16 protein-coding genes and 1 tRNA gene are annotated in these 17,771 nt (G+C 62.7%); 6 read left to right on the top strand and 11 right to left on the bottom strand.

The window, feature by feature from the left end; genetic code table 11:
• Nucleotide 1 precedes the first annotated feature (1 nt).
• The 7 genes from A9O65_RS08710 to A9O65_RS08680 form a co-directional block, all read right to left on the bottom strand.
• Complete coding sequence (locus A9O65_RS08710; protein WP_064699988.1) at nt 2–1,465, bottom strand: sodium:solute symporter family protein; 1,464 nt, start codon at nt 1,463–1,465, stop codon at nt 2–4.
• Nucleotides 1,462–1,686: a hypothetical protein gene (locus A9O65_RS08705; RefSeq protein WP_064699987.1), complete on the bottom strand. Its 225-nt coding sequence runs from the start codon at nt 1,684–1,686 to the stop codon at nt 1,462–1,464. Before A9O65_RS08705 ends, A9O65_RS08710 begins: the two co-directional genes overlap by 4 nt.
• Before the next feature lie 52 nt (nt 1,687–1,738).
• Complete coding sequence (locus tag A9O65_RS08700) at nt 1,739–2,926, bottom strand: M20 aminoacylase family protein (RefSeq protein ID WP_064699986.1); 1,188 nt, start codon at nt 2,924–2,926, stop codon at nt 1,739–1,741.
• Nucleotides 2,927–3,162: 236 nt separating this feature from the next.
• Nucleotides 3,163–3,239 (bottom strand) — tRNA-Arg (locus A9O65_RS08695).
• Between the two features lie 189 nt (nt 3,240–3,428).
• Nucleotides 3,429–5,198, bottom strand: a complete 1,770-nt coding sequence (locus A9O65_RS08690) for a GMC family oxidoreductase (RefSeq protein WP_064701879.1) — start codon at nt 5,196–5,198, stop codon at nt 3,429–3,431.
• 76 nt (nt 5,199–5,274) lie between these two features.
• Nucleotides 5,275–6,624: a c-type cytochrome gene (locus tag A9O65_RS08685; RefSeq protein WP_064701878.1), complete on the bottom strand. Its 1,350-nt coding sequence runs from the start codon at nt 6,622–6,624 to the stop codon at nt 5,275–5,277.
• A gap of 60 nt (nt 6,625–6,684) precedes the next feature.
• Nucleotides 6,685–7,419 carry a gluconate 2-dehydrogenase subunit 3 family protein gene (locus tag A9O65_RS08680; RefSeq protein ID WP_064701877.1) on the bottom strand — a complete coding sequence of 245 codons (735 nt, stop codon included), beginning with the start codon at nt 7,417–7,419 and terminating at the stop codon, nt 6,685–6,687.
• A gap of 425 nt (nt 7,420–7,844) precedes the next feature.
• Here A9O65_RS08680 and A9O65_RS08675 point away from each other — a divergent pair, with 425 nt between their 5' ends.
• Nucleotides 7,845–8,291 (top strand): c-type cytochrome, encoded by a 447-nt coding sequence (locus A9O65_RS08675; RefSeq protein WP_064699982.1) that lies wholly within the window; start codon nt 7,845–7,847, stop codon nt 8,289–8,291.
• Between the two features lie 89 nt (nt 8,292–8,380).
• Here the strand turns inward: A9O65_RS08675 and rep are convergent, their stop codons facing one another.
• Genes rep through pyrE form a run of 3 tightly spaced genes read right to left on the bottom strand, consistent with a single transcriptional unit; the run spans nt 8,381 to nt 11,684 of the window.
• Entirely contained in the window at nt 8,381–10,438 is a 2,058-nt protein-coding gene (gene rep / locus A9O65_RS08670; protein WP_064701876.1) for a DNA helicase Rep, read from the bottom strand.
• The gene (gene trmL, locus A9O65_RS08665) at nt 10,435–10,923 is read right to left on the bottom strand and encodes a tRNA (uridine(34)/cytosine(34)/5-carboxymethylaminomethyluridine(34)-2'-O)-methyltransferase TrmL (protein WP_064699980.1); all 489 of its coding nucleotides are present in this window, start codon (nt 10,921–10,923) and stop codon (nt 10,435–10,437) included. The genes rep and trmL overlap by 4 nt, the downstream gene beginning before the upstream one ends.
• A 47-nt stretch (nt 10,924–10,970) precedes the next feature.
• Nucleotides 10,971–11,684: an orotate phosphoribosyltransferase gene (gene pyrE, locus A9O65_RS08660; RefSeq protein ID WP_064699979.1), complete on the bottom strand. Its 714-nt coding sequence runs from the start codon at nt 11,682–11,684 to the stop codon at nt 10,971–10,973.
• 70 nt (nt 11,685–11,754) lie between these two features.
• Here pyrE and A9O65_RS08655 point away from each other — a divergent pair, with 70 nt between their 5' ends.
• Entirely contained in the window at nt 11,755–12,522 is a 768-nt protein-coding gene (locus A9O65_RS08655; RefSeq protein WP_064699978.1) for an exodeoxyribonuclease III, read from the top strand.
• Nucleotides 12,523–12,603: 81 nt separating this feature from the next.
• On the opposite strand, the gene rph is transcribed toward A9O65_RS08655, so the two are convergent.
• Entirely contained in the window at nt 12,604–13,341 is a 738-nt protein-coding gene (rph, locus tag A9O65_RS08650; RefSeq protein WP_064699977.1) for a ribonuclease PH, read from the bottom strand.
• 182 nt (nt 13,342–13,523) lie between these two features.
• Between rph and A9O65_RS08645 the strand changes: the two genes are divergently transcribed.
• The 4 genes from A9O65_RS08645 (at nt 13,524) to gmk (ending at nt 17,698) form a co-directional block, all read left to right on the top strand.
• Entirely contained in the window at nt 13,524–14,387 is an 864-nt protein-coding gene (locus tag A9O65_RS08645; RefSeq protein ID WP_064701875.1) for a YicC/YloC family endoribonuclease, read from the top strand.
• 170 nt (nt 14,388–14,557) lie between these two features.
• A complete protein-coding gene (locus A9O65_RS08640; protein ID WP_064701874.1) occupies nt 14,558–15,508 on the top strand; it encodes a bile acid:sodium symporter family protein in 951 nt (316 codons plus the stop codon).
• A 287-nt stretch (nt 15,509–15,795) separates the two neighbouring features.
• Nucleotides 15,796–16,986: an MFS transporter gene (locus tag A9O65_RS08635; protein ID WP_064701873.1), complete on the top strand. Its 1,191-nt coding sequence runs from the start codon at nt 15,796–15,798 to the stop codon at nt 16,984–16,986.
• A 79-nt stretch (nt 16,987–17,065) separates the two neighbouring features.
• Complete coding sequence (gene gmk, locus A9O65_RS08630; RefSeq protein ID WP_064699973.1) at nt 17,066–17,698, top strand: guanylate kinase; 633 nt, start codon at nt 17,066–17,068, stop codon at nt 17,696–17,698.
• Nucleotides 17,699–17,771: the final 73 nt, after the last annotated feature.

Genomic DNA, 17,771 nt, shown 5'->3' with positions numbered 1-17,771 from the left:
CTCAGGCGTTGCGGTATTCATCCGCCAGCGCTTCGGGAACGGGACGCGTTAACATGCTGATGGCCACGAACACGACGATGTTGCATAACAACCCGATGAAACCGGCGTTCATGTCCAGCGGCGTGACATCGGCCACGATCTGATAATAGTAGTTGACCGCAATGCCCACGATGAGCCCCGCGATGGCGCCGCTCTTCGTGGCCCGCCGCCAGATCAGGGCACCGTAGACGGCCGGCACGAACTGGGCGATCGAACCATAGGCACCCACCAGCAGCGCGATGATCCCCGCTGCGCCGAAGATCGACAGCCAGTAGGCAGCGGCACCGATGGCGACGACCCCTAGGCGCATGATCCAGATCTGGGTACGTTCGTTCATGTCCGGCTTCAGGGGCAGCAGCACATCCCGCCCAAGCGACACCGAGCCACCGTGGGTAATGGCATCGGAAGACGACATTGCAGCCGCCAGCGAGCCGGCACCGATCAAGCCGTAGAGCCAACCACTCGCGCCCAGCTCGTAGGTGATCAAGTGCGGCAGGATCTCGTCCGCACTCCCCAGGGCATCAGGCGATACCACCCCGATGGCCGAAAAACCGATGAATAGCACCGGCACCATGAAGATCCCGAACAAGGGAAACGCCAGTGTCGTGAGCTTGATGCGCTTCTCCGTCGTGGTATAGGACTTGGTGAACAAGTGCGGCCACATGAGAAAGCCCAATGCCGATACCAGTATCACGGTGGTATAGGCCATTCCCGACATCGTGGAGCCTTCATTCCCGATGGTCAGGAAGCCAGGACGCGACTCGCTGATGGACGTGAACATGTCAGCCGGGCCACCCTGTAGCGCATAGACGAGATAGAAGCCGACGGTCCATGCCACGACAAGCATCAACGCCCCCTGAAAGACATCGCTCCAGGCCGCTCCACGTACGCCAGAGCTGGCAACATAGATCACGACGATCCCGTAGGCGAGAAGTGCGCCCAACCAATAGGGAATTACCCCGTCGGTCAGGATATTGAAGATGAAGGCCATTCCCTTGATCTGCAGCGTCAGGTACTGGATGAAGGCCAGCACCGAAATGACGCCCACGATCACGGTCAGTGACCGAGACTGATAGCGGTCTCCCAGAAAATCTCCCATGGTGAAGAAATTCTTGCGTGCTCCAATGCGCCCTACCTTAGGCCCCAGCAGGTACCAGGGCAGGATGCCCAGAGCCACGTAAGTCGGCACGAAAAAGGCCGCAGCCCCCTGGGAAAATGCCATGCCTGGCCCACCCAGGAAGGAAAAGGCACTGAAGACCGTGCCGCCCATCATGAACCAGATCACGACAAGGCCGAGGCCTCGGTCGGCAACAGCATACTCCGATACCGACCAGAATGAGCGTCTACGCCCGGCAAGCAGCCCCAGCACGAAAGCCAGCACCAGATAGACTAGCATCGCGGTCAGGGCAAAGACCCAATTGTTCATCGGTGATCTCCCTTGCCGTATTCATAGCGATAGAAAACGCAGAGTACGAGAAAGGCGACCCCCTCCATGAGCACGATCCAGAACAGACCGAAGGGTAGTCCTGCAACGAGCGGAAAGACCCGATTGGCGATGGCATATACCGGGAACGTCAGCAGCAGAAAGAGTGATATCAGAAATACCACATATGCCTTGGCGACCTTCTTTTCCTTGTTGATGGTCATCCAGTCTTCTCCCGATCATCGATTACACTGTCGGCTCATCCTTACGTTTTCGTCATGAATATTGTCGATTCAATGATGCAACCGCCAAGCGAGACAGCAAGCTTACGCCCAGCGGAATAATGCTATCATTGAAATCATATTGTGGATTATGCAAGCCATGAGGGTGATCCTCATCGCCGGAGCCGACATGAATATAAGAGCCTGGTCGAACGGCCAGCATATAGGAGAAATCCTCGCCTCCCATGCTTGGCTTGTAATCCCGAACCAGAGCATCTTCCCCGAAACACTCCTGAATCACCTTTCTTGCAGACTCCGTCGCCTCGGCGTCATTGAAGGTCACACCGAACTTGTCTTCGATCTTCAGTTCTATCGTGGCGCCGTAATAGTGCTCAAGGCTTTCGCAGAGCCGCCGCAGCCCGGACGCCACGATGGTTCGGGTCTCCTCGTCCAGAGCGCGAATCGTGCCACTCAACTTCGTGGTATTCGGGATCACCGCAAAGCCGTCCAGATCGCCTCCTTGAATGGCGCAGATACTGAGAACGGCCGGGTTCAGGGGATCCACCTCACGGGATATGATCGTGTGCGCCTTGCTGATGAGTTCCGCTGCGATGCGTATCGGATCGACACACCCATGCGGGTTGAGCCCGCCGTGCCCGCCGCGACCCTGGATCGTAATATCGACACGGTCGCCACTGGCCATGATCGGGCCGCTCACCAGTCCGAACTTGCCGACCGGTAATCCCGGCCAATTGTGCAGACCATATACTTCCTTGATGGGGAATCTTTCGAACAGGCCATCATCGACCATGGCCTTGCCACCCCCGACCCCTTCTTCGGCCGGCTGGAAAATGAAATAGATCGTGCCGGAAAACGCCCTGTTGTGCCTGAAGTACTCGACAGCCCCCAGCAACATGGTCGTATGGCCATCATGTCCACAGGCATGCATGCGTCCATGGTGCCGGGACGCATGATCGACGCCACTGTGCTCCTCGAGCGGTAGCGCATCCATATCGGCACGCAGACCAACACTCGCCCCATGCCCCTCCCGGGAGCCGACTATCCAGGCCACGATACCGGTCTTGCCGATACCCGAGACATATTCGACATCCAGCGCCTCCAGATACTCACGGATCTTGCGCGATGTCTCGTGTTCCTCGAAGCCAAGTTCGGGATGCCGGTGAACATCTCTCCTGAACGAGACCAGCTTATCGAGGTTCACTTCCACCAGATTCTTTTCCATGGCCAGTACCGGTCTTGAAGCCGTGCGATCGGACACCCATGAAAGCTAGGTGACAGTCCCTCGACTGTAAAGACAAGGCCTGCGCCTCGACGGGCCGAGGCTATCGCCGGGGCGGCAAGCCGCCATCTGATCCCGTGGGGTGTTCGAGGCGCAATGGCCGAATGAGAACTCGCCCGGATGGCGCAACGAGAAACGGCCACCGCGCTGTGAGCGAGGTGGCCGTTTCTCTGCGATTCTGGCGCGCCCTAAAGGATTCGAACCTTTGACCTTCGCCTCCGGAGGGCGACGCTCTATCCAGCTGAGCTAAGGGCGCGTATTTCCTGCCTGTTTGGAGTTTTCATTCACTCCGCCGTCGGCAGCGATTGCGCGCATTATCCTACCTTGCCGCCCATCGGCTGTCCACCCGCCGGTGATCCTGCGTCAGGCAATCGGTGCGAGGCGAGAGCGTGGCCGTGGCCAGCGATCCCGCCTGCCTCGCTCCATGTAACGCCAGGCCAGGTGATCAGGCACGCGACATCAGCGGTCCCGGTTTTTTCAGGTACGTTTCCTTGATCTTCTTGGCCGACCAGTACGTCAGCGCGGCGATCAGGTCGGTAGGATTGGCCTGGAAGTTCTGCGGGAAGGCGTTGCCGCCGGGAACGAAGACATTGTGCACGTCCCAGCTCTGAAGATACCGGTTGAGCGCCGAGTTGCTCGGATCGGTCCCCATGACCGCCCCGCCGACATTGTGCGTCGAGACGTAGTTGGTCACCTTGAAGTGATCGCCACTCAGCTGGAAGCTCTCGTCCATGTGATCCGGCTTGAGCACCTTCGCGATCTCTCTCAGCCGGTCGCGCATGAAGCGTGAAAGCTTCAGTTCGTTCTCCTTCCAGTCGAAGGTCATGCGCAGCAGCGGCAAGCCATAGGGGTCCTTCCAGGTCGGATCGAGGTCGAGCATGTTGGTACGATAGGACATCACGCTGCCGGCCATCGAGATCTCCATGTGGTGACCGTAGTACTTCTTCAACGCATCCTTGTAACCTTGGCCCCAGCTGGGTGTGTGGTTGGGCAGCGGCGTCTTGATCGGCGTGCCGCTCGCCTGCGAGGCGTGCATCTTGGCGCCGCCGATAAAGCCATAAGGCGCGCTGTCGAAGTTGCCCGGCGAGAAGTCGTTGAACATCCGGCCGGTGGCCCCCGCGGTGGCAAACGGGTTGAACTCGATGTCGTCGAAGTACAGATGAATGCCACCGCCTATCTGGTAGGCGTAGTTGCGTCCCACCGTACCGGTGCGTGAAACGGGATCGTACATCTGGCCAATGCCGGAGTTGAGCATCAAACGCACGTTGTTGAGCGCGTAGGAGGCCAGGACGACCATATCCGCCGGCTGGAATACCTCATCGCCGTTTTCGTCGATATAGGTCACGCCGGTCGCGGTCTTGCCATCAGGCGCCAGCTCGACACGAGTCACGTTGGCGTGAGTCCGATAAGCGAAGTTACTGCGCTGCTTGAGCGCATTCAGGATGCAGGTCTGCGGCGAGGCCTTGGAATAGTTCACGCAGCCGTAACGGGAACAGAAGCCACAATAATTGCAGGGACCGAGCTGCATGCCATAAGGATTGGTCCAAGCGCGCGACACGTTGGCCGAAGGGTTGGGGAAAGGATGGTATCCCAGCTGACGCGCGGCCTTGTCGAACATGTCAGTGCTCTGGGTGTCCTGTAGCGCCGGCAGCGGATAAGGCTCGCTGCGTGGCCCTTCGAACGGATCGCCGCCTTCCTGGATCTCGCCGCGCAAGTTGCCGGTGGTGCCGGACTGACCACACACTTTCTCGAAGAAAGTGAAGTGCGGCTCCAGCTCGTCCCAGGTCACACCGAAATCCTGAATCTGCATGTCTTCCTGCAACACCCCGGGCTCGAAGGCCTGGTCGGCGAAGCTCTTCAACTGCAGGTCGGTCGGCGTCGGCCGAATCAGCACACCTGTCCAGTGCGCGCCGGCACCGCCCACGCCGTCACCGGGCAGGAAAGCACCCAGCTTGCGCTGTGGCAGCGCACGCTCGTCGAGATTGCGGCGGATGGTGACTGCTGACTGTTTCGGCTTCTGCATCATGGTGTGACGAACGCCGTACTGAATCTCATCCGCCGCCTTGGGATAAGCGAAATCGGCATTGGTGCGATCGGCACCACGTTCCAGCGCCAGCACGTTCAGCCCCGCATCCGTCAGTTCCATGCCCATGATGGAACCGGTCCAGCCGAGGCCGACGATGACCGCATCGACTCGCGGTTGTTGCTTAGCCATGTGTTAACTCCTCGATTCATTCGATGCGCACTCCGGCGCATCGGCATGGCCGCCTCTTCGGGCAGCCCGCCTTCCGTTACTGGTCACCGTCTTCGTGGTTGAGCGAGCCGTTCGGATCCGGGGCCCGACTCAGCGGGGCCTGCTTGATCGATGCACGCACCCTGGCGACCTGCTCGGCCGTCACCGGCTCGGCATCATTGCCCCAGGCACCGCGCACGAAGGTAGCCAAGGTGGCGACTTCCTCGTTCGACAGGCGCCAGCTGAAGCCGGGCATCGGCAGTTGGGCAGGGATCGTCGGCGTCGCCGGCGGCCGGGCGCCCGCCAGGATGGTGTGGATCAAGCCAGTCGGATCGTCGGCATTGATCAAGGAGTTGCCGGCGAGCTGCGGGAAGACGCGGTCGGCCCCCTCACCGGCGTTGAAGTGGCATGCCGCACAGTTGTCTATATAGAGGCGCTCGCCGTCGCTCAGATGCTTGGCGGCGGTCAGGCGCGCGGCCGTCTCGCGGGTGGCCTGCTCACGTTCGTCGGCCGACGCGACACTCTCGTTCGCCGGATTGGCGGGCAATGACTTGAGGTATTGCGCAATGCTCGTCAGGTCCTGATCGGTGAGATGCGACGTACTGTGGGCAATGACAGACGTCATCTCGCCCCCCACGGTGGCGTGCACATTGCGGCCGGTCTTGAGGTAGTCGACGATCGCCTGGGTGTCCCAACCTTCGATGCCTTGCCCGTCGCCACCCTTTCCGGCACGCAGGGAAGGCGCCCACCAGCCGTTCAGATCGGCACCGGCGAGATAGGCATCGTCGCCATCGTCGAGGGCTTTCTCCTGCTGGGCGATGCCGCGCGGCGTGTGGCAACTACCGCAGTGGCCAAGCCCCTCGACCAGGTAGCGACCGCGCTCGGTCAACGCATTCCGGTCGGCTTTCGGCGTGAAAGTTTCCTGGTCGGCGAACAACCAGTTCCAGGCGGTGATGCCCCAGCGCTGGTTGAACGGGAAGCCGAGCGACGTCTCCGGCGGCTGGGTCGCTACAGGCTCCACGCCTTGCATGAAGTAGGCATAGAGCGCATGGACATCCTCGTCGGTCAGGTTTGCGTAGGAAGGATACGGCATAGCCGGGTAAAGGTTGGCGCCATCGGTACGCTTGCCGTCGCGCAGGGCAGCGGCAAACTGCTCCTCGGTGTAGTGGCCGATGCCATGTTCCGGGTCCGGGGTGATGTTGGTCGAATAGATAGTGCCGAAGGGGCTCTCGATCCCCAGGCCGCCGGCAAAGGGCTTGCCCTCCGGTGCGGTGTGGCAGGCGGCGCAGTCGCCGGCACGGGCCAGGTAAGCGCCACGCTCGACGAGGTCATCGGCGTCGGCGAACACTGGGGAGGCGGTCAGCAGGGTGCAACACGCCAACAGTGGAATCAGATATCTTGCAGTCACGGTGGAAGTCCTTTTTCTAACCCTGGTGGCGAGAGATGGCTCGCGATGCCCGCCTCGCGCTCAGCCTCGCTCGCCGGTGAGACTGACCGGTCCCAGTGGGTATTCGACGTCGTGCTGGCCAACCCAATCGCGATAGCTGGCGCGGGCACCGGGAAACCCGATCATCTTCCACGCCGCCATGTGCTTGTTGCCGCCATGGATGGGGTCGGCCAGGTAGCCTTCCTTGGTGTTCTGCAACAATTGCGAGAAGAAGTCCGCTGCCTGCAGCTTATGGATCCCGTTCAGGGCGGCGAAATCGATGTCGTTGGCTTCCAATCCCTGCAGGACGCTGTCCTGAGTATTGCCATCCAACTGCTCGAAACGCTTGCCGTACTGCTGCTTGCAATACTGCTGCGTCATCGCAATGCCCTTCTGGTAGACCTCGCGCGGCGTATAGGGATATTGAAAGCCCAGGTCGGGAGAGCCATCCGTAACGAAAGGCCCTTCCATGTACCAGCGATCGGCATGGCCGTAGGGAGCATCCATCTGGCGGTCGAGGAAGACCGGCACGTTGGTATCCAGAGCGCCGGGGCCCTGGCCGGCACTCTCACCGGGAATCAGACGGTCGCAGGCGGCGAGCAGGAAGGACCACTCATCTTCACTGAAGAAAACCGGCTGGTATTCGCTGAGATTGGGAGCGGGTTCGTTCGCCTGGGCAGTGAGGCTGACGCCACCAGCCAGGCCAACGGCGGGGATGAGGGTCACGGAACCGCGCAGGAACGCGCGCCGCGACACGTTATCGGGCTGGGACGCCATTAGCACTGTGTCCTTCTGGTAACGGTCGTTTTCGTGATAGCTCGGCAAGAGCCCGGCCGGGGCGCAGGAACCTGAGTGGTGGCGCCTCCTGCCAGATACAGGCCTCAGCGTGAGGAATCCAAAAAAGCATGCGAATTAGTAACAAGCTATCTTTTTATACTTTAATCGATTTTTGGGCTCACCGCACTCTGCCGATAACACGGCCGTATCTCCGGGAAGAGAACGAACGGGGGCACCTGCCTGGGCCCCTCTTCGCGTGCCGGATGAAGTCGCTCGGGCTTGCCGGTACCTGCGCGTTTTTCCGCTTTTGCCGATGCTGGTTATACTGACCACCATCGCATGGCCTTCGGCATGCCCCGCGTGGCTCGAAGGTCGGCCGTGACGCCGTCCGGCAATTGCCGTCCAATAACAAGAGAGGTGGCACAGTGAGTTCCAGCAAGCTGATCGTGGGGTGCCTGGCCACCCTCGGCCTGACGGGCCTGACCTTCGCCCAGGAAGACGCCAGCCACGAGGCCATCGCCAAGCGTCTAGCCCCGGTGGGGGAGCTCTGCCTCGAGGGCCAGGATTGTGGCACCAGCGCGTCGTCGACCGGGGGTGGCGACACGGGGTCAGGAGGAAGCGGGGGTGGCGACATCGATGGCGCGGCCATCTACGACGCCGTATGCATGGCCTGCCATGATACCGGTGTGGCCAATGCGCCGAAGATTGGCGACACCGAGGCCTGGTCGCAACGCCTGGAGAAGGGAACCGATACGCTCTATACCCACGTCATCGAGGGCTTCAATGCCATGCCGCCCAAGGGGGGCGATCCCAGTCTCTCCGATGCCGAGGTCAAGGCGGCCGTCGACTATCTGCTCGACGAATCGCAATAGCCGGGCAAGCCCAGAGGTTCCTGCCTCCCCCTCACAGATGACTTGGCCTGACCGGGGCAGGGCTTCGCTGGATATGCGGCCAATCGCCATCAACCCAAGAGCGAGCGAATCCCCGCCAGGGCATCCTGGCCGCGAGCCTGTTTCTTCTCGGGGTCTTCGCGGTCGGCCCGGCCTTCCCATTCCAGCGCATCCTCGGGCAGTTCATCGAGGAATCGGCTCGGCGTGCAGTCCATCAGCTCGCCATAGGCCTTGCGTTGCCGGGCCAGCGTCAGGGTCAGGGTACGCCGCGCGCGGGTGATGCCTACGTAGGCCAGGCGACGCTCCTCCTCCACGCTTCCCGTTTCGATGGCGTTGCGGTGTGGCAGCAGTTCTTCCTCGAGGCCCATCAGGTAGACATGCGGGAACTCCAGCCCCTTGGAGGCGTGCATGGTCAAAAGCTGAACGCGATCGGAGTCGTCTTCCTCGGCCTGTTGCTCGAGGATGTCGCGCAGCACCAGCCGCGAGATTGCCGCTTCCACATCGTCGGTTTCAGTATCGGTGCTGGGGCTGTCCTCGTCGGGATCGGCCCGCATCGATTTCTCGAGCTGATCGACCAGGGTCCAGACATTGGCCATGCGCCGCTCGGCGATGGTCGGCGCGCTGGCGTTCTGGTAGAGCCAGGCTTCGTAGTCCATTTCATGCAGCATCCCGCGAATGGCGGCGATGGCATCGCCGTCATCCATACGACGCCGCACGCCGTCGATGAAGTGGGTGAAGCGCCCCAGACGTTCGACTGCCCGCGCCGGCAACTGCTCGGCCAGCCCCAGTTCATGGCAGGCAGCGAACAGCGAGGTCCCTCGGTCGGTGGCGTAATTGGCCAGCTTTTCCAGGGTGCCGGGGCCGATCTCCCGGCGCGGCACATTGACGATGCGCAAAAAGGCGTTGTCGTCGGCCGGGTTGATCAACAGCCTCAGGTAGGCCATGGCGTCCTTGATCTCGTTGCGCGAGAAGAAGGAGGTGCCGCCGGAGAGCTTGTAGGGAATCTGGTAGTGCTGCAGCTTGAGCTCCAGCAGCCGCGCCTGGAAGTTGCCGCGATAGAGCACGGCGAAGTCGCGCCATTCGGCGCGCTCCTTGATGCGCCGGGTGAGAATCTCGCTGGCCACCCGTTCGGCTTCCGCTTCCTCGTGGCGGTTGACCACCACGCGGATCGCTTCGCCCTGGCCCATGTCAGACCACAGCGTCTTCTCGTAGACGTGAGGGTTGTTGGCGATCAAGGTGTTGGCGGCACGCAGGATGGTCCCGGTGGAGCGATAGTTCTGCTCGAGCTTGATGACGTTGAGGCGCGGGAAATCCTCGCCCAGGGTCACCAGGTTCTCGGGCCGTGCACCGCGCCAGGCATAGATCGACTGATCGTCATCGCCGACCACGGTAAAGGTCGCCCGCTCGCCCATCAGCATGCGCACCAGCTGGTACTGGCTGACGTTGGTGTCTTGATACTCGTCCACCAGCATGTAGTGGATCTTGCGTCGCCAGCGCGCCAGCGCCTCGGGATCGTCACGCAGCAGGGTCACCGGCAACAGGATCAGGTCGTCGAAATCGACCGCATTGTAGGCCTTGAGATGACGAACATAGGCCTCGTAGACCCGAGCAGCGAACAGTTCGTCCTCATCGGCGGCATGAGACAGGGCCTGGCCCGGCAACACCAGATCGTTCTTCCAGTTGGAGATCACCGACTGGACCCGATTGATCTGGTCGGCATCGACCTGAGCGTCCTTGTTCATCAGATCGCGCAGCAAGGCCTTGGCGTCCTCGGGGTCGAACAGCGAGAACCCCGGCTTGTAGCCCAGCGCCTTGAGCTCGCCGCGGATGATGTTGAGCCCCAGGGTGTGGAAGGTCGAGACCCTCAGCCCATGTGCCTCGCGCCCCTTGAGCATCTGGCCCACCCGCTCCTTCATCTCCCGGGCCGCCTTGTTGGTGAACGTCACCGCCGCGATGCGCCGAGCGCTCATCCCGCATTCCTGCACCAGATAAGCGATCTTGGTGGTGATTACGCTGGTCTTGCCGGAACCGGCGCCGGCCAGCACCAGGCAAGGCCCATCGATGGCCTTCACGGCCTCTTGCTGCCGGGGATTGAGCTTGGCGAGGCGGCTGGCAATGCTGATCGTCATGACATGCTCCCGGCCGTCGGCGTCAGGGCGCCTTCGAAATCGAGCTGCCGCCACGCCTCATAGACCAGGATGGCGCAGGCGTTGGAGAGGTTCAGGCTGCGGCTCTCGGGGAGCATAGGGATACGCAGCCGCTGTGCTTCGGGGAGGGTATCGAGCATCGCCTGCGGCAGGCCGCGGGTCTCGGGGCCGAACACCAAGGCGTCGCCCGGCCCATAGGCCGGCTCATGATAGCCGGTGCGGCCGCGCGTGGAGACGGCAAAGACCCGTCGGGGCGAGACCGTCCCGATGAAGGCCTCCCAGTCTCGGTGCACACGGACCCGGGCCCACTCGTGATAATCAAGCCCGGCGCGGCGCAGTCGCTTGTCATCGAGTTCGAAGCCGAGCGGCTCGATCAGGTGAAGGCGGAATCCGGTATTGGCGCACAGCCTGATCAAGTTGCCCGTATTGGGCGGAATCTCGGGCTGGAAAAGCACCACATCGAGCATAGTCGGCTACCTGGGGTCGAACGCCGACGAGGCACGGCTGACCTCGTTCAGTTGGCGGTCACGCCATAGCGATCACGGTAATCGCGGATGGCCTCGGCATGACCCCGCAACGCCTCGCCGGCATGGACTTCGAGATACTCGAGCACCATATCCAGGTTGACGATGCTGACCACCGGCATGCCATAGGCCGCCTCGACCTGCTGGATGGCGCTACGCGCATCGCCGTCATCGCCGCCGCGCTCCTGGCGATCCAGGGCCACCACGACCCCGGCCGCCTCGGCGTCGGCGCTCTCGATCAGGCCCATCACCTCGCGCACGGCAGTGCCGGCCGTGATGACATCGTCGACGATCAGGATGCGGCCGGCGAGCTCGGCGCCGACGATATTGCCGCCCTCGCCATGCGACTTCGCCTCCTTGCGATTGAACGCATAGGGCAAGTCGCGGTCATGATGATCGGCCAATGCCACGGCTGTGGTCGCAGCCAATGGGATACCCTTGTAGGCAGGGCCGAACAGGACATCAGCCTCGAGCCCGCTATCCGCGATGGCCTGGGCATAGAAGCGGCCCAACTGGGCCAGGGCGGCACCGGACTTGAACAAGCCGGCGTTGAAGAAGTAGGGGCTGACCCGGCCGGACTTGAGCGTGAACTCGCCGAAGCGCAGCACGCCCTGCTCGATGGCGAACGCGATGAACGCCTGTTGATATGGTTGCAGGGACGATGCGACTCGATGATCCGCCACGGGGCCTCCTATCACGTTCATGGACCGATGCCATTTACCCAAACGTCGAAACGTCGGGTATCATACACGCGCGACGCAAAAGGGACCATGTATGAAAATCGCCACCATCAATGTCAACGGCATTCGCGAGGCAGTCGGACGAGGCTTTCTCGACTGGCTGGCCAACCAGGACGCCGACGTCGTCTGCGTGCAGAACCTCAAGGCCAAGAGCTTCGAACTCGACGACAGCATCCTCTTTCCGGAAGGCTACGAAGGCTACTTCCTCGACGCCGAGCAGGACGGTTTCTCCGGCGTTGGCCTTTACTGCCGCAAGATTCCCAAGGCCATCATGTACGGGCTGGGCTTTCCCCAGTGCGACCATGAAGCGCGCTTCCTGCAGGCCGACTACGACCGTTTCAGCATCGCTTCCTTCCTGATGCCCGACGGCAGCGACCCAGCCGCCAAGCAGAACTTCATGGCGCAGTACCAGGAGTACCTGACCAAGATGGCGCGCAAGCGCCGCGAGTACATCATCTGCGGCACCTGGCACATTGCCCACAAGACCATCGACCTGGAGAACTGGGCGGACAACCAGACCACGCCGGGGTTCAAGCCCGAAGAGCGCGCCTGGATGGATCAGGTCTTCGGCCCGACCGGCTTCATCGATACCTTCCGCGAGATCAACCGCGACGCCGGCGAATACACATGGTGGCCGGCGCTCGACCAGGATCAGCCGCGGGAGCGCCAGGAAGGCTGGCGCATCGACTATCAGATCGTCGGACCCAACTTCCGCCGCCATGTAGTGGATGCCTGGATCGACTACGACGCGACTTTCTCCGAGCACGCGCCGCTGATCGTCGAGTACGACCTGACGCTCTGACGCACCTCCCTACGTCGCCATCGCGCTGTCGCGCGATGCAACACGCCGGCCGGAAGCCGGCGTGTTGCGTTCGAGGTGCGTTCAGCGACGGATGCCCAGCGCCTCGCGCTGATGCTCGAACAGCTCGCCACCGGCCTTCTCGGCCAGGTCGAGCATGGCGTTGAGTTCGGCACGGCTGTAGGTGCCCGATTCAGCGGTACCCTGCACCTCGATCAGTTCGCCGTTTTCGGCCATCACCACATTCATGTCGGTTCCGGCACGGCTGTCTTCCGGATAGTCCAGATCGACCACCGGCGTGCCCTGATAGATCCCCACCGACACCGAACTGATCAACTGATGGAAGGGGTCGCCCTTGATCAGCTTCTCGCGCTGCAGGTAGCGCACGGCATCCACCAGGGCCACGCAGCCCCCGGTAATGGCCGCCGTACGGGTACCACCATCGGCCTGAATGACATCGCAGTCCACGGTGATGGTGTACTCACCCAGCTTCTTTAGATTGATCGAGGCACGCAGCGAGCGGCCGATCAGGCGCTGGATCTCCACCGTGCGACCGCCCTGCTTGCCGCGGCTGGCCTCGCGACCGCCCCGGGTATGCGTGGCCCGCGGCAACATGCCGTACTCGGCGGTCACCCAGCCCTGCTTCTTGCCACGCAGCCAGCGCGGTACGCCGGCCTCGACACTGGCATTGCACAACACGCGTGTATCGCCGAACTCCACCAGCACCGATCCCTCGGCATGACGGGTGTAGTCGCGGGTCAGGCGAATGTCGCGGGTCTGATCGGTCGCGCGTCCGCTGGGACGCCGGATGTCCGAGGGCATGGCACCTCTCTTGCTGTTGGCTGTAAAGGGAATCGGATACGAACGGAATGGGCACATTCTACACGCTCCACCACAAGAATCGTGGCCATTCCGGGAAAACACCCACCCAAGACGGACCCCAGGCATTTGCCGTGGGTTTCCCTTACACTGCCAGTTTCACTGACCGCCGACCGGAGTCTGACATGGTCCACAGCATGACGGCCTTTTCCCGGCAGGACCTGGATGCCGACTGGGGGTATCTGCAACTGGAGCTGCGCTCGGTCAACCAGCGCTATCTCGAACCCCATTTCCGCCTGCCCGAGACACTACGCGACCTCGAGCCTGATTTCCGGGAGGCCCTGCGCGGCCGACTGGCACGCGGCAAGGTCGAGTGTCATCTGCGCTTCACACCCGCCACCGGCGACGCCCAGCTGAGCGTCAACCGCACGCGCCTCGAGGCACTAGCCAACGCCCTGGCCGATGTGCGCGCTGGCGTGCCCCAAGCCGCCATGCCCGATGCCCTGGCGCTGCTCAACCACCCCGGCGTTCTGGAAATCCCCGGCCCCGACATGGACATCGTCAAATCCGAGGCGCGCGCCCTCTTCCGTAGCGCCCTGGATGACCTGGAGGCCGGCCGTGCCCGTGAAGGCGACAAGCTCGCCGCCCTGATCGACGCGCGTCTCGACGCCATTCTCGAACAGGTGGCCGAGGTCCGCCGCCTGCTGCCCGACATACTGGCGCGCCAACGCGATCAACTCCACGAGCGACTGGAAAGCGCCAAGACCGAGCTCGACCCGCAACGCCTCGAGGCCGAGATGGTGCTCGTGGCCCAGAAGGACGATGTGGCCGAGGAACTCGACCGCCTCGAGGCACATGTCGGCGAAGCGAAGCGACAATTGGCAAGCCGCGGGCCGGTCGGCCGCCGGCTGGACTTCCTGATGCAGGAACTCAATCGCGAGGCCAACACCCTGTCATCGAAATCGGTCGTCACCGACACCACCCGCTGCGCCGTCGAGCTCAAGGTGCTGATCGAGCAGATGCGCGAGCAGATCCAGAACATCGAGTGATGCCGGCCCCACCAACCCGTGGGCGCGTTGTGATGCACAGAAGGTCGACTTTCGAGCACCGTGGCCATTGCGGCATCATATGGCTTCTCAACGCGACGTCGCCCGACGCCTCGCGATAAACAGAGCCGCTTCAGCGGCCGTCAATCGATCCTTCAACGCCTGGAACACACATGCCCACCTTCGAACGTATCAATCGCCTGTTTCCCGTCTGGGCCATCCTGCTGGCCGTCATTGCTGCCCTCGTGCCGGAGTTTTTCACCGGACTGGCCGGCTATATCAAGACATTGCTGGTGGTCATCATGTTCGCCATGGGGCTGACGCTCACCAAAAGCGACTTCGCGCGCGTGGTGAAGTCACCCAAGCCGATTGCCGTGGGCGTTCTCCTGCAGTTCCTGGTGATGCCGCTGGCGGCGTTGGTGATCTCAAGACTTCTCGGCCTTTCCACCGAACTGACCATTGGCATGGTGCTGGTGGGCGCTACGGCAGGCGGTACGTCATCCAACGTGATGACCTGGCTGGCCGGCGGGCATGTGGCCCTGTCGGTATCGATGACCATGGTGTCAACCTTGATCTCGGTCATCGCCACGCCGTTGCTCACGCTGCTGCTGCTGGGCCAGAGCATCGATGTGCCTGTTCTGGGGATGCTGATGAGCATCGGCCAGCTGGTGGTGGCCCCCATCATGCTCGGCATGGTGATTCACCATTTCCTGGGGATGCATGTTCAGCGTGTGGAACCGGCCCTGGCGACGTTGGCCATGGCGTCCATCGTCTTGATCATCGCCATCGTGGTAGCGCTCAATGCCGGGCGACTGACCACCTTGGGGCCGATCGTGGCGCTGGCGGTCATCGCGCATAACGGCATCGGTCTCGCCGCGGGGTACGGTCTGGCGCGGTTGCTGCGCTTCGACACGCGCACCGCTCGTACCATCGCCTTCGAGGTCGGCCTGCAGAACTCCGGACTGGCGGTGACACTGGCCAACCAGTTCTTCAGCGCCGGCGCGGCGCTGCCCGGGGCGCTGTTCTCAGTGTGGCACAACGTGTCCGGCTCACTGCTGGCCGGTTACTGGAAGCACCGGCACGTCTCGCATGCACCGCCTGCGACTGCCACACCACGAAGATGACATCTTGGCCGGGCATGCTGGAATGCCCGGCCTTTTCGCCCCAGCCTGAGCGTTCATATCCCCTTGCTGCGCCAGCGGCCATCGCCCCCTGCCGCGCCGTGGAGCTCAAGATCGAGAATGAGGGCAGTCCGCAGGGTGATCCGCTCGGGATCAAGGCGAGAGGAGGTGCCCACGGCAAATGTGAACGCCTTGGGTCGCATCCCGCGCCACCACCCTTTATACTTTTGTAGTAATTTTCCGCGATCCTGTCCTCCCGGCAGGATCGCTTTCGTTTTTCGGAGAACACCATGTCGACCGACACCAAGGCGCACAACCCCCGCCTGGCCGAGCTCGCGCTGGCCCTGGGCGGTTTCGGTATCGGCACCAGCGAGTTCGTGATCATGGGCTTGCTCGAGCGAGTCGCCGCCGACCTGCAGGTCGCCACTGCCGAGGTGGGCTATGCCATCTCCAGCTACGCCCTGGGCGTGGTGGTCGGCGCCCCGCTGATCTCGGCGCTGGCCGCACGCGTTCCGCGTCGCCTGCTCTTGATCGTCCTGATGCTGGTGTTTGCCGTCGGCAACATCGCCAGTGCCCTCGCCACCTCCTTCTGGCCCTTCGTCGGCTTGCGCTTCCTGGCCGGCCTGCCACATGGCGCCTATTTCGGCGTTGCCGCGCTGGTAGCCGCCGCCGCCGTCCCCATCGAACAGCGCGCCCGAGCGGTCAGCCGCGTCATGCTGGGTCTGACCACCGCCATCGTGCTCGGCGCTCCCCTGGCGACCTGGACGGGCCAATGGCTCGGCTGGCACAGCGCCTTCCTCGGCGTAGGCGTCATCGCCCTGCTCACCGCCTTGATGATCCGCCTCTGGGTACCGAGTCAACCGCACGACCCCAACGCCAGCCCTAAGCGCGAGCTTTCGGCGCTGGTCAAGCAACGCGTACTGTTCACTCTGGGCGTGGCCAGCATCGGCTTCGGCGGTATGTTCGCGGTATTCAGCTATGTGGTGCCCACCCTGTCGAATCAGGCCGGCATGTCCGAGGCTGTGGGGCCCTGGGTGCTGACGATCTTCGGCATCGGCACCATCATCGGCAACCTGGTTGGCGCACGCGCGGCCGACAAGAATCTGATCAAGGCGATTCCCTGCATTCTGGTCTGGTGCCTGCTGGTACAGGGCGGCTTCTTCTTCGCCGCCAATCATCTCGTCACCGGCCTGATCTTCGTCGGCCTGGTGGGTACCAGCATGGCACTCGGCCCGGCATTGCAGACCCGTCTGATGGATGTCGCCGGCGATGCCCAGACCATGGCCGCCTCGATGAACCATGCCGCCTTCAACTGCGCCAACGCCCTGGGCGCCTGGCTCGCCGCGGTGACCATCAAGGCCGGCGCCGTCTGGTCATCCTCCGGTCTGGTGGGCGCAGGCCTTGCCTGCGGCGGCCTGGTGGTCTTCACCATCGGCCTGTGGCAGGAGCGCCGCCGCTACGGAACGCCGAACACGGCCTGATCATGGGGTAGGGCGATGGAGGCGAATATGCGATACTCGCCTCTTTCCACGAGCCGCCCATTGCTTAGGATCTCCGCCCATGCCCCAAGGTACGCTGTTCATCGTTTCCGCTCCCTCCGGCGCCGGCAAGACCAGCCTGGTGCGTGAGCTGATCGAGAGCCTCGACGGCCTCAAGGTATCGGTCTCGCATACGACGCGCCCGCGCCGCGAGGGCGAGGTCGATGGCGTGAACTATCACTTCGTCGACCATGCGACCTTCGAGGCGATGATCGAGCGTGGCGAGTTTCTCGAGTATGCCCAGGTCTTCGACAACCTGTACGGCACCTCCCGCGCCGCCGTGGAACACCTGCTGAACGCCGGCCAGGACGTGATCCTCGAGATCGACTGGCAGGGCGCTCGCCAGGTACGGGCCCTCTTTCCCGATGCCGTCTCGGTATTCATCCTGCCGCCCTCGCGGGAGGAGCTGGAACGTCGCCTGGCCGGCCGCGGCACCGACCAGCACGCGGTGATCGCCTCGCGCATGCACGAGGCGATCAGCGAAATGTCGCATCATCATGAATACGACTACCTGGTCATCAACGACGACTTCACCACCGCCCTGCGCGAACTGCAGTCGCTGGTGACCGCCCACCGCCTGAGCCAGGCAAGAGCCAGCGAGCGCCTGGCGCCCCTGCTGGACGCGCTCTTGTCAGAGGAGCCGGGGGTCGAGTAATCTATCCTGTCTATCCACTGGAATCCCCGGGGCGCCAAGACGCCGGCCGGGGCTTTTCCCGTCAGCTCTCAGG

Source organism: Halomonas caseinilytica, from assembly GCF_001662305.1.
Taxonomy (GTDB): domain Bacteria; phylum Pseudomonadota; class Gammaproteobacteria; order Pseudomonadales; family Halomonadaceae; genus Halomonas; species Halomonas caseinilytica.
This window is presented reverse-complemented; position numbering and strand designations above follow the sequence as displayed.

Excerpts from the sequence above, each read along its gene's own strand:
- A9O65_RS08635 (WP_064701873.1), top strand. The coding sequence starts at position 15,796 with ATGTCGACCGACACCAAGGCGCACAACCCCCGCCTGGCCGAGCTCGCG.
- A9O65_RS08655 (WP_064699978.1), top strand. The coding sequence starts at position 11,755 with ATGAAAATCGCCACCATCAATGTCAACGGCATTCGCGAGGCAGTCGGA.
- pyrE (WP_064699979.1), bottom strand. The coding sequence starts at position 11,684 with ATGAACGTGATAGGAGGCCCCGTGGCGGATCATCGAGTCGCATCGTCC.
- A9O65_RS08640 (WP_064701874.1), top strand. The coding sequence starts at position 14,558 with ATGCCCACCTTCGAACGTATCAATCGCCTGTTTCCCGTCTGGGCCATC.
- A9O65_RS08710 (WP_064699988.1), bottom strand. The coding sequence starts at position 1,465 with ATGAACAATTGGGTCTTTGCCCTGACCGCGATGCTAGTCTATCTGGTG.
- A9O65_RS08700 (WP_064699986.1), bottom strand. The coding sequence starts at position 2,926 with ATGGAAAAGAATCTGGTGGAAGTGAACCTCGATAAGCTGGTCTCGTTC.
- gmk (WP_064699973.1), top strand. The coding sequence starts at position 17,066 with ATGCCCCAAGGTACGCTGTTCATCGTTTCCGCTCCCTCCGGCGCCGGC.
- rep (WP_064701876.1), bottom strand. The coding sequence starts at position 10,438 with ATGACGATCAGCATTGCCAGCCGCCTCGCCAAGCTCAATCCCCGGCAG.
- rph (WP_064699977.1), bottom strand. The coding sequence starts at position 13,341 with ATGCCCTCGGACATCCGGCGTCCCAGCGGACGCGCGACCGATCAGACC.
- A9O65_RS08705 (WP_064699987.1), bottom strand. The coding sequence starts at position 1,686 with ATGACCATCAACAAGGAAAAGAAGGTCGCCAAGGCATATGTGGTATTT.
- trmL (WP_064699980.1), bottom strand. The coding sequence starts at position 10,923 with ATGCTCGATGTGGTGCTTTTCCAGCCCGAGATTCCGCCCAATACGGGC.
- A9O65_RS08680 (WP_064701877.1), bottom strand. The coding sequence starts at position 7,419 with ATGGCGTCCCAGCCCGATAACGTGTCGCGGCGCGCGTTCCTGCGCGGT.
- A9O65_RS08690 (WP_064701879.1), bottom strand. The coding sequence starts at position 5,198 with ATGGCTAAGCAACAACCGCGAGTCGATGCGGTCATCGTCGGCCTCGGC.
- A9O65_RS08645 (WP_064701875.1), top strand. The coding sequence starts at position 13,524 with ATGGTCCACAGCATGACGGCCTTTTCCCGGCAGGACCTGGATGCCGAC.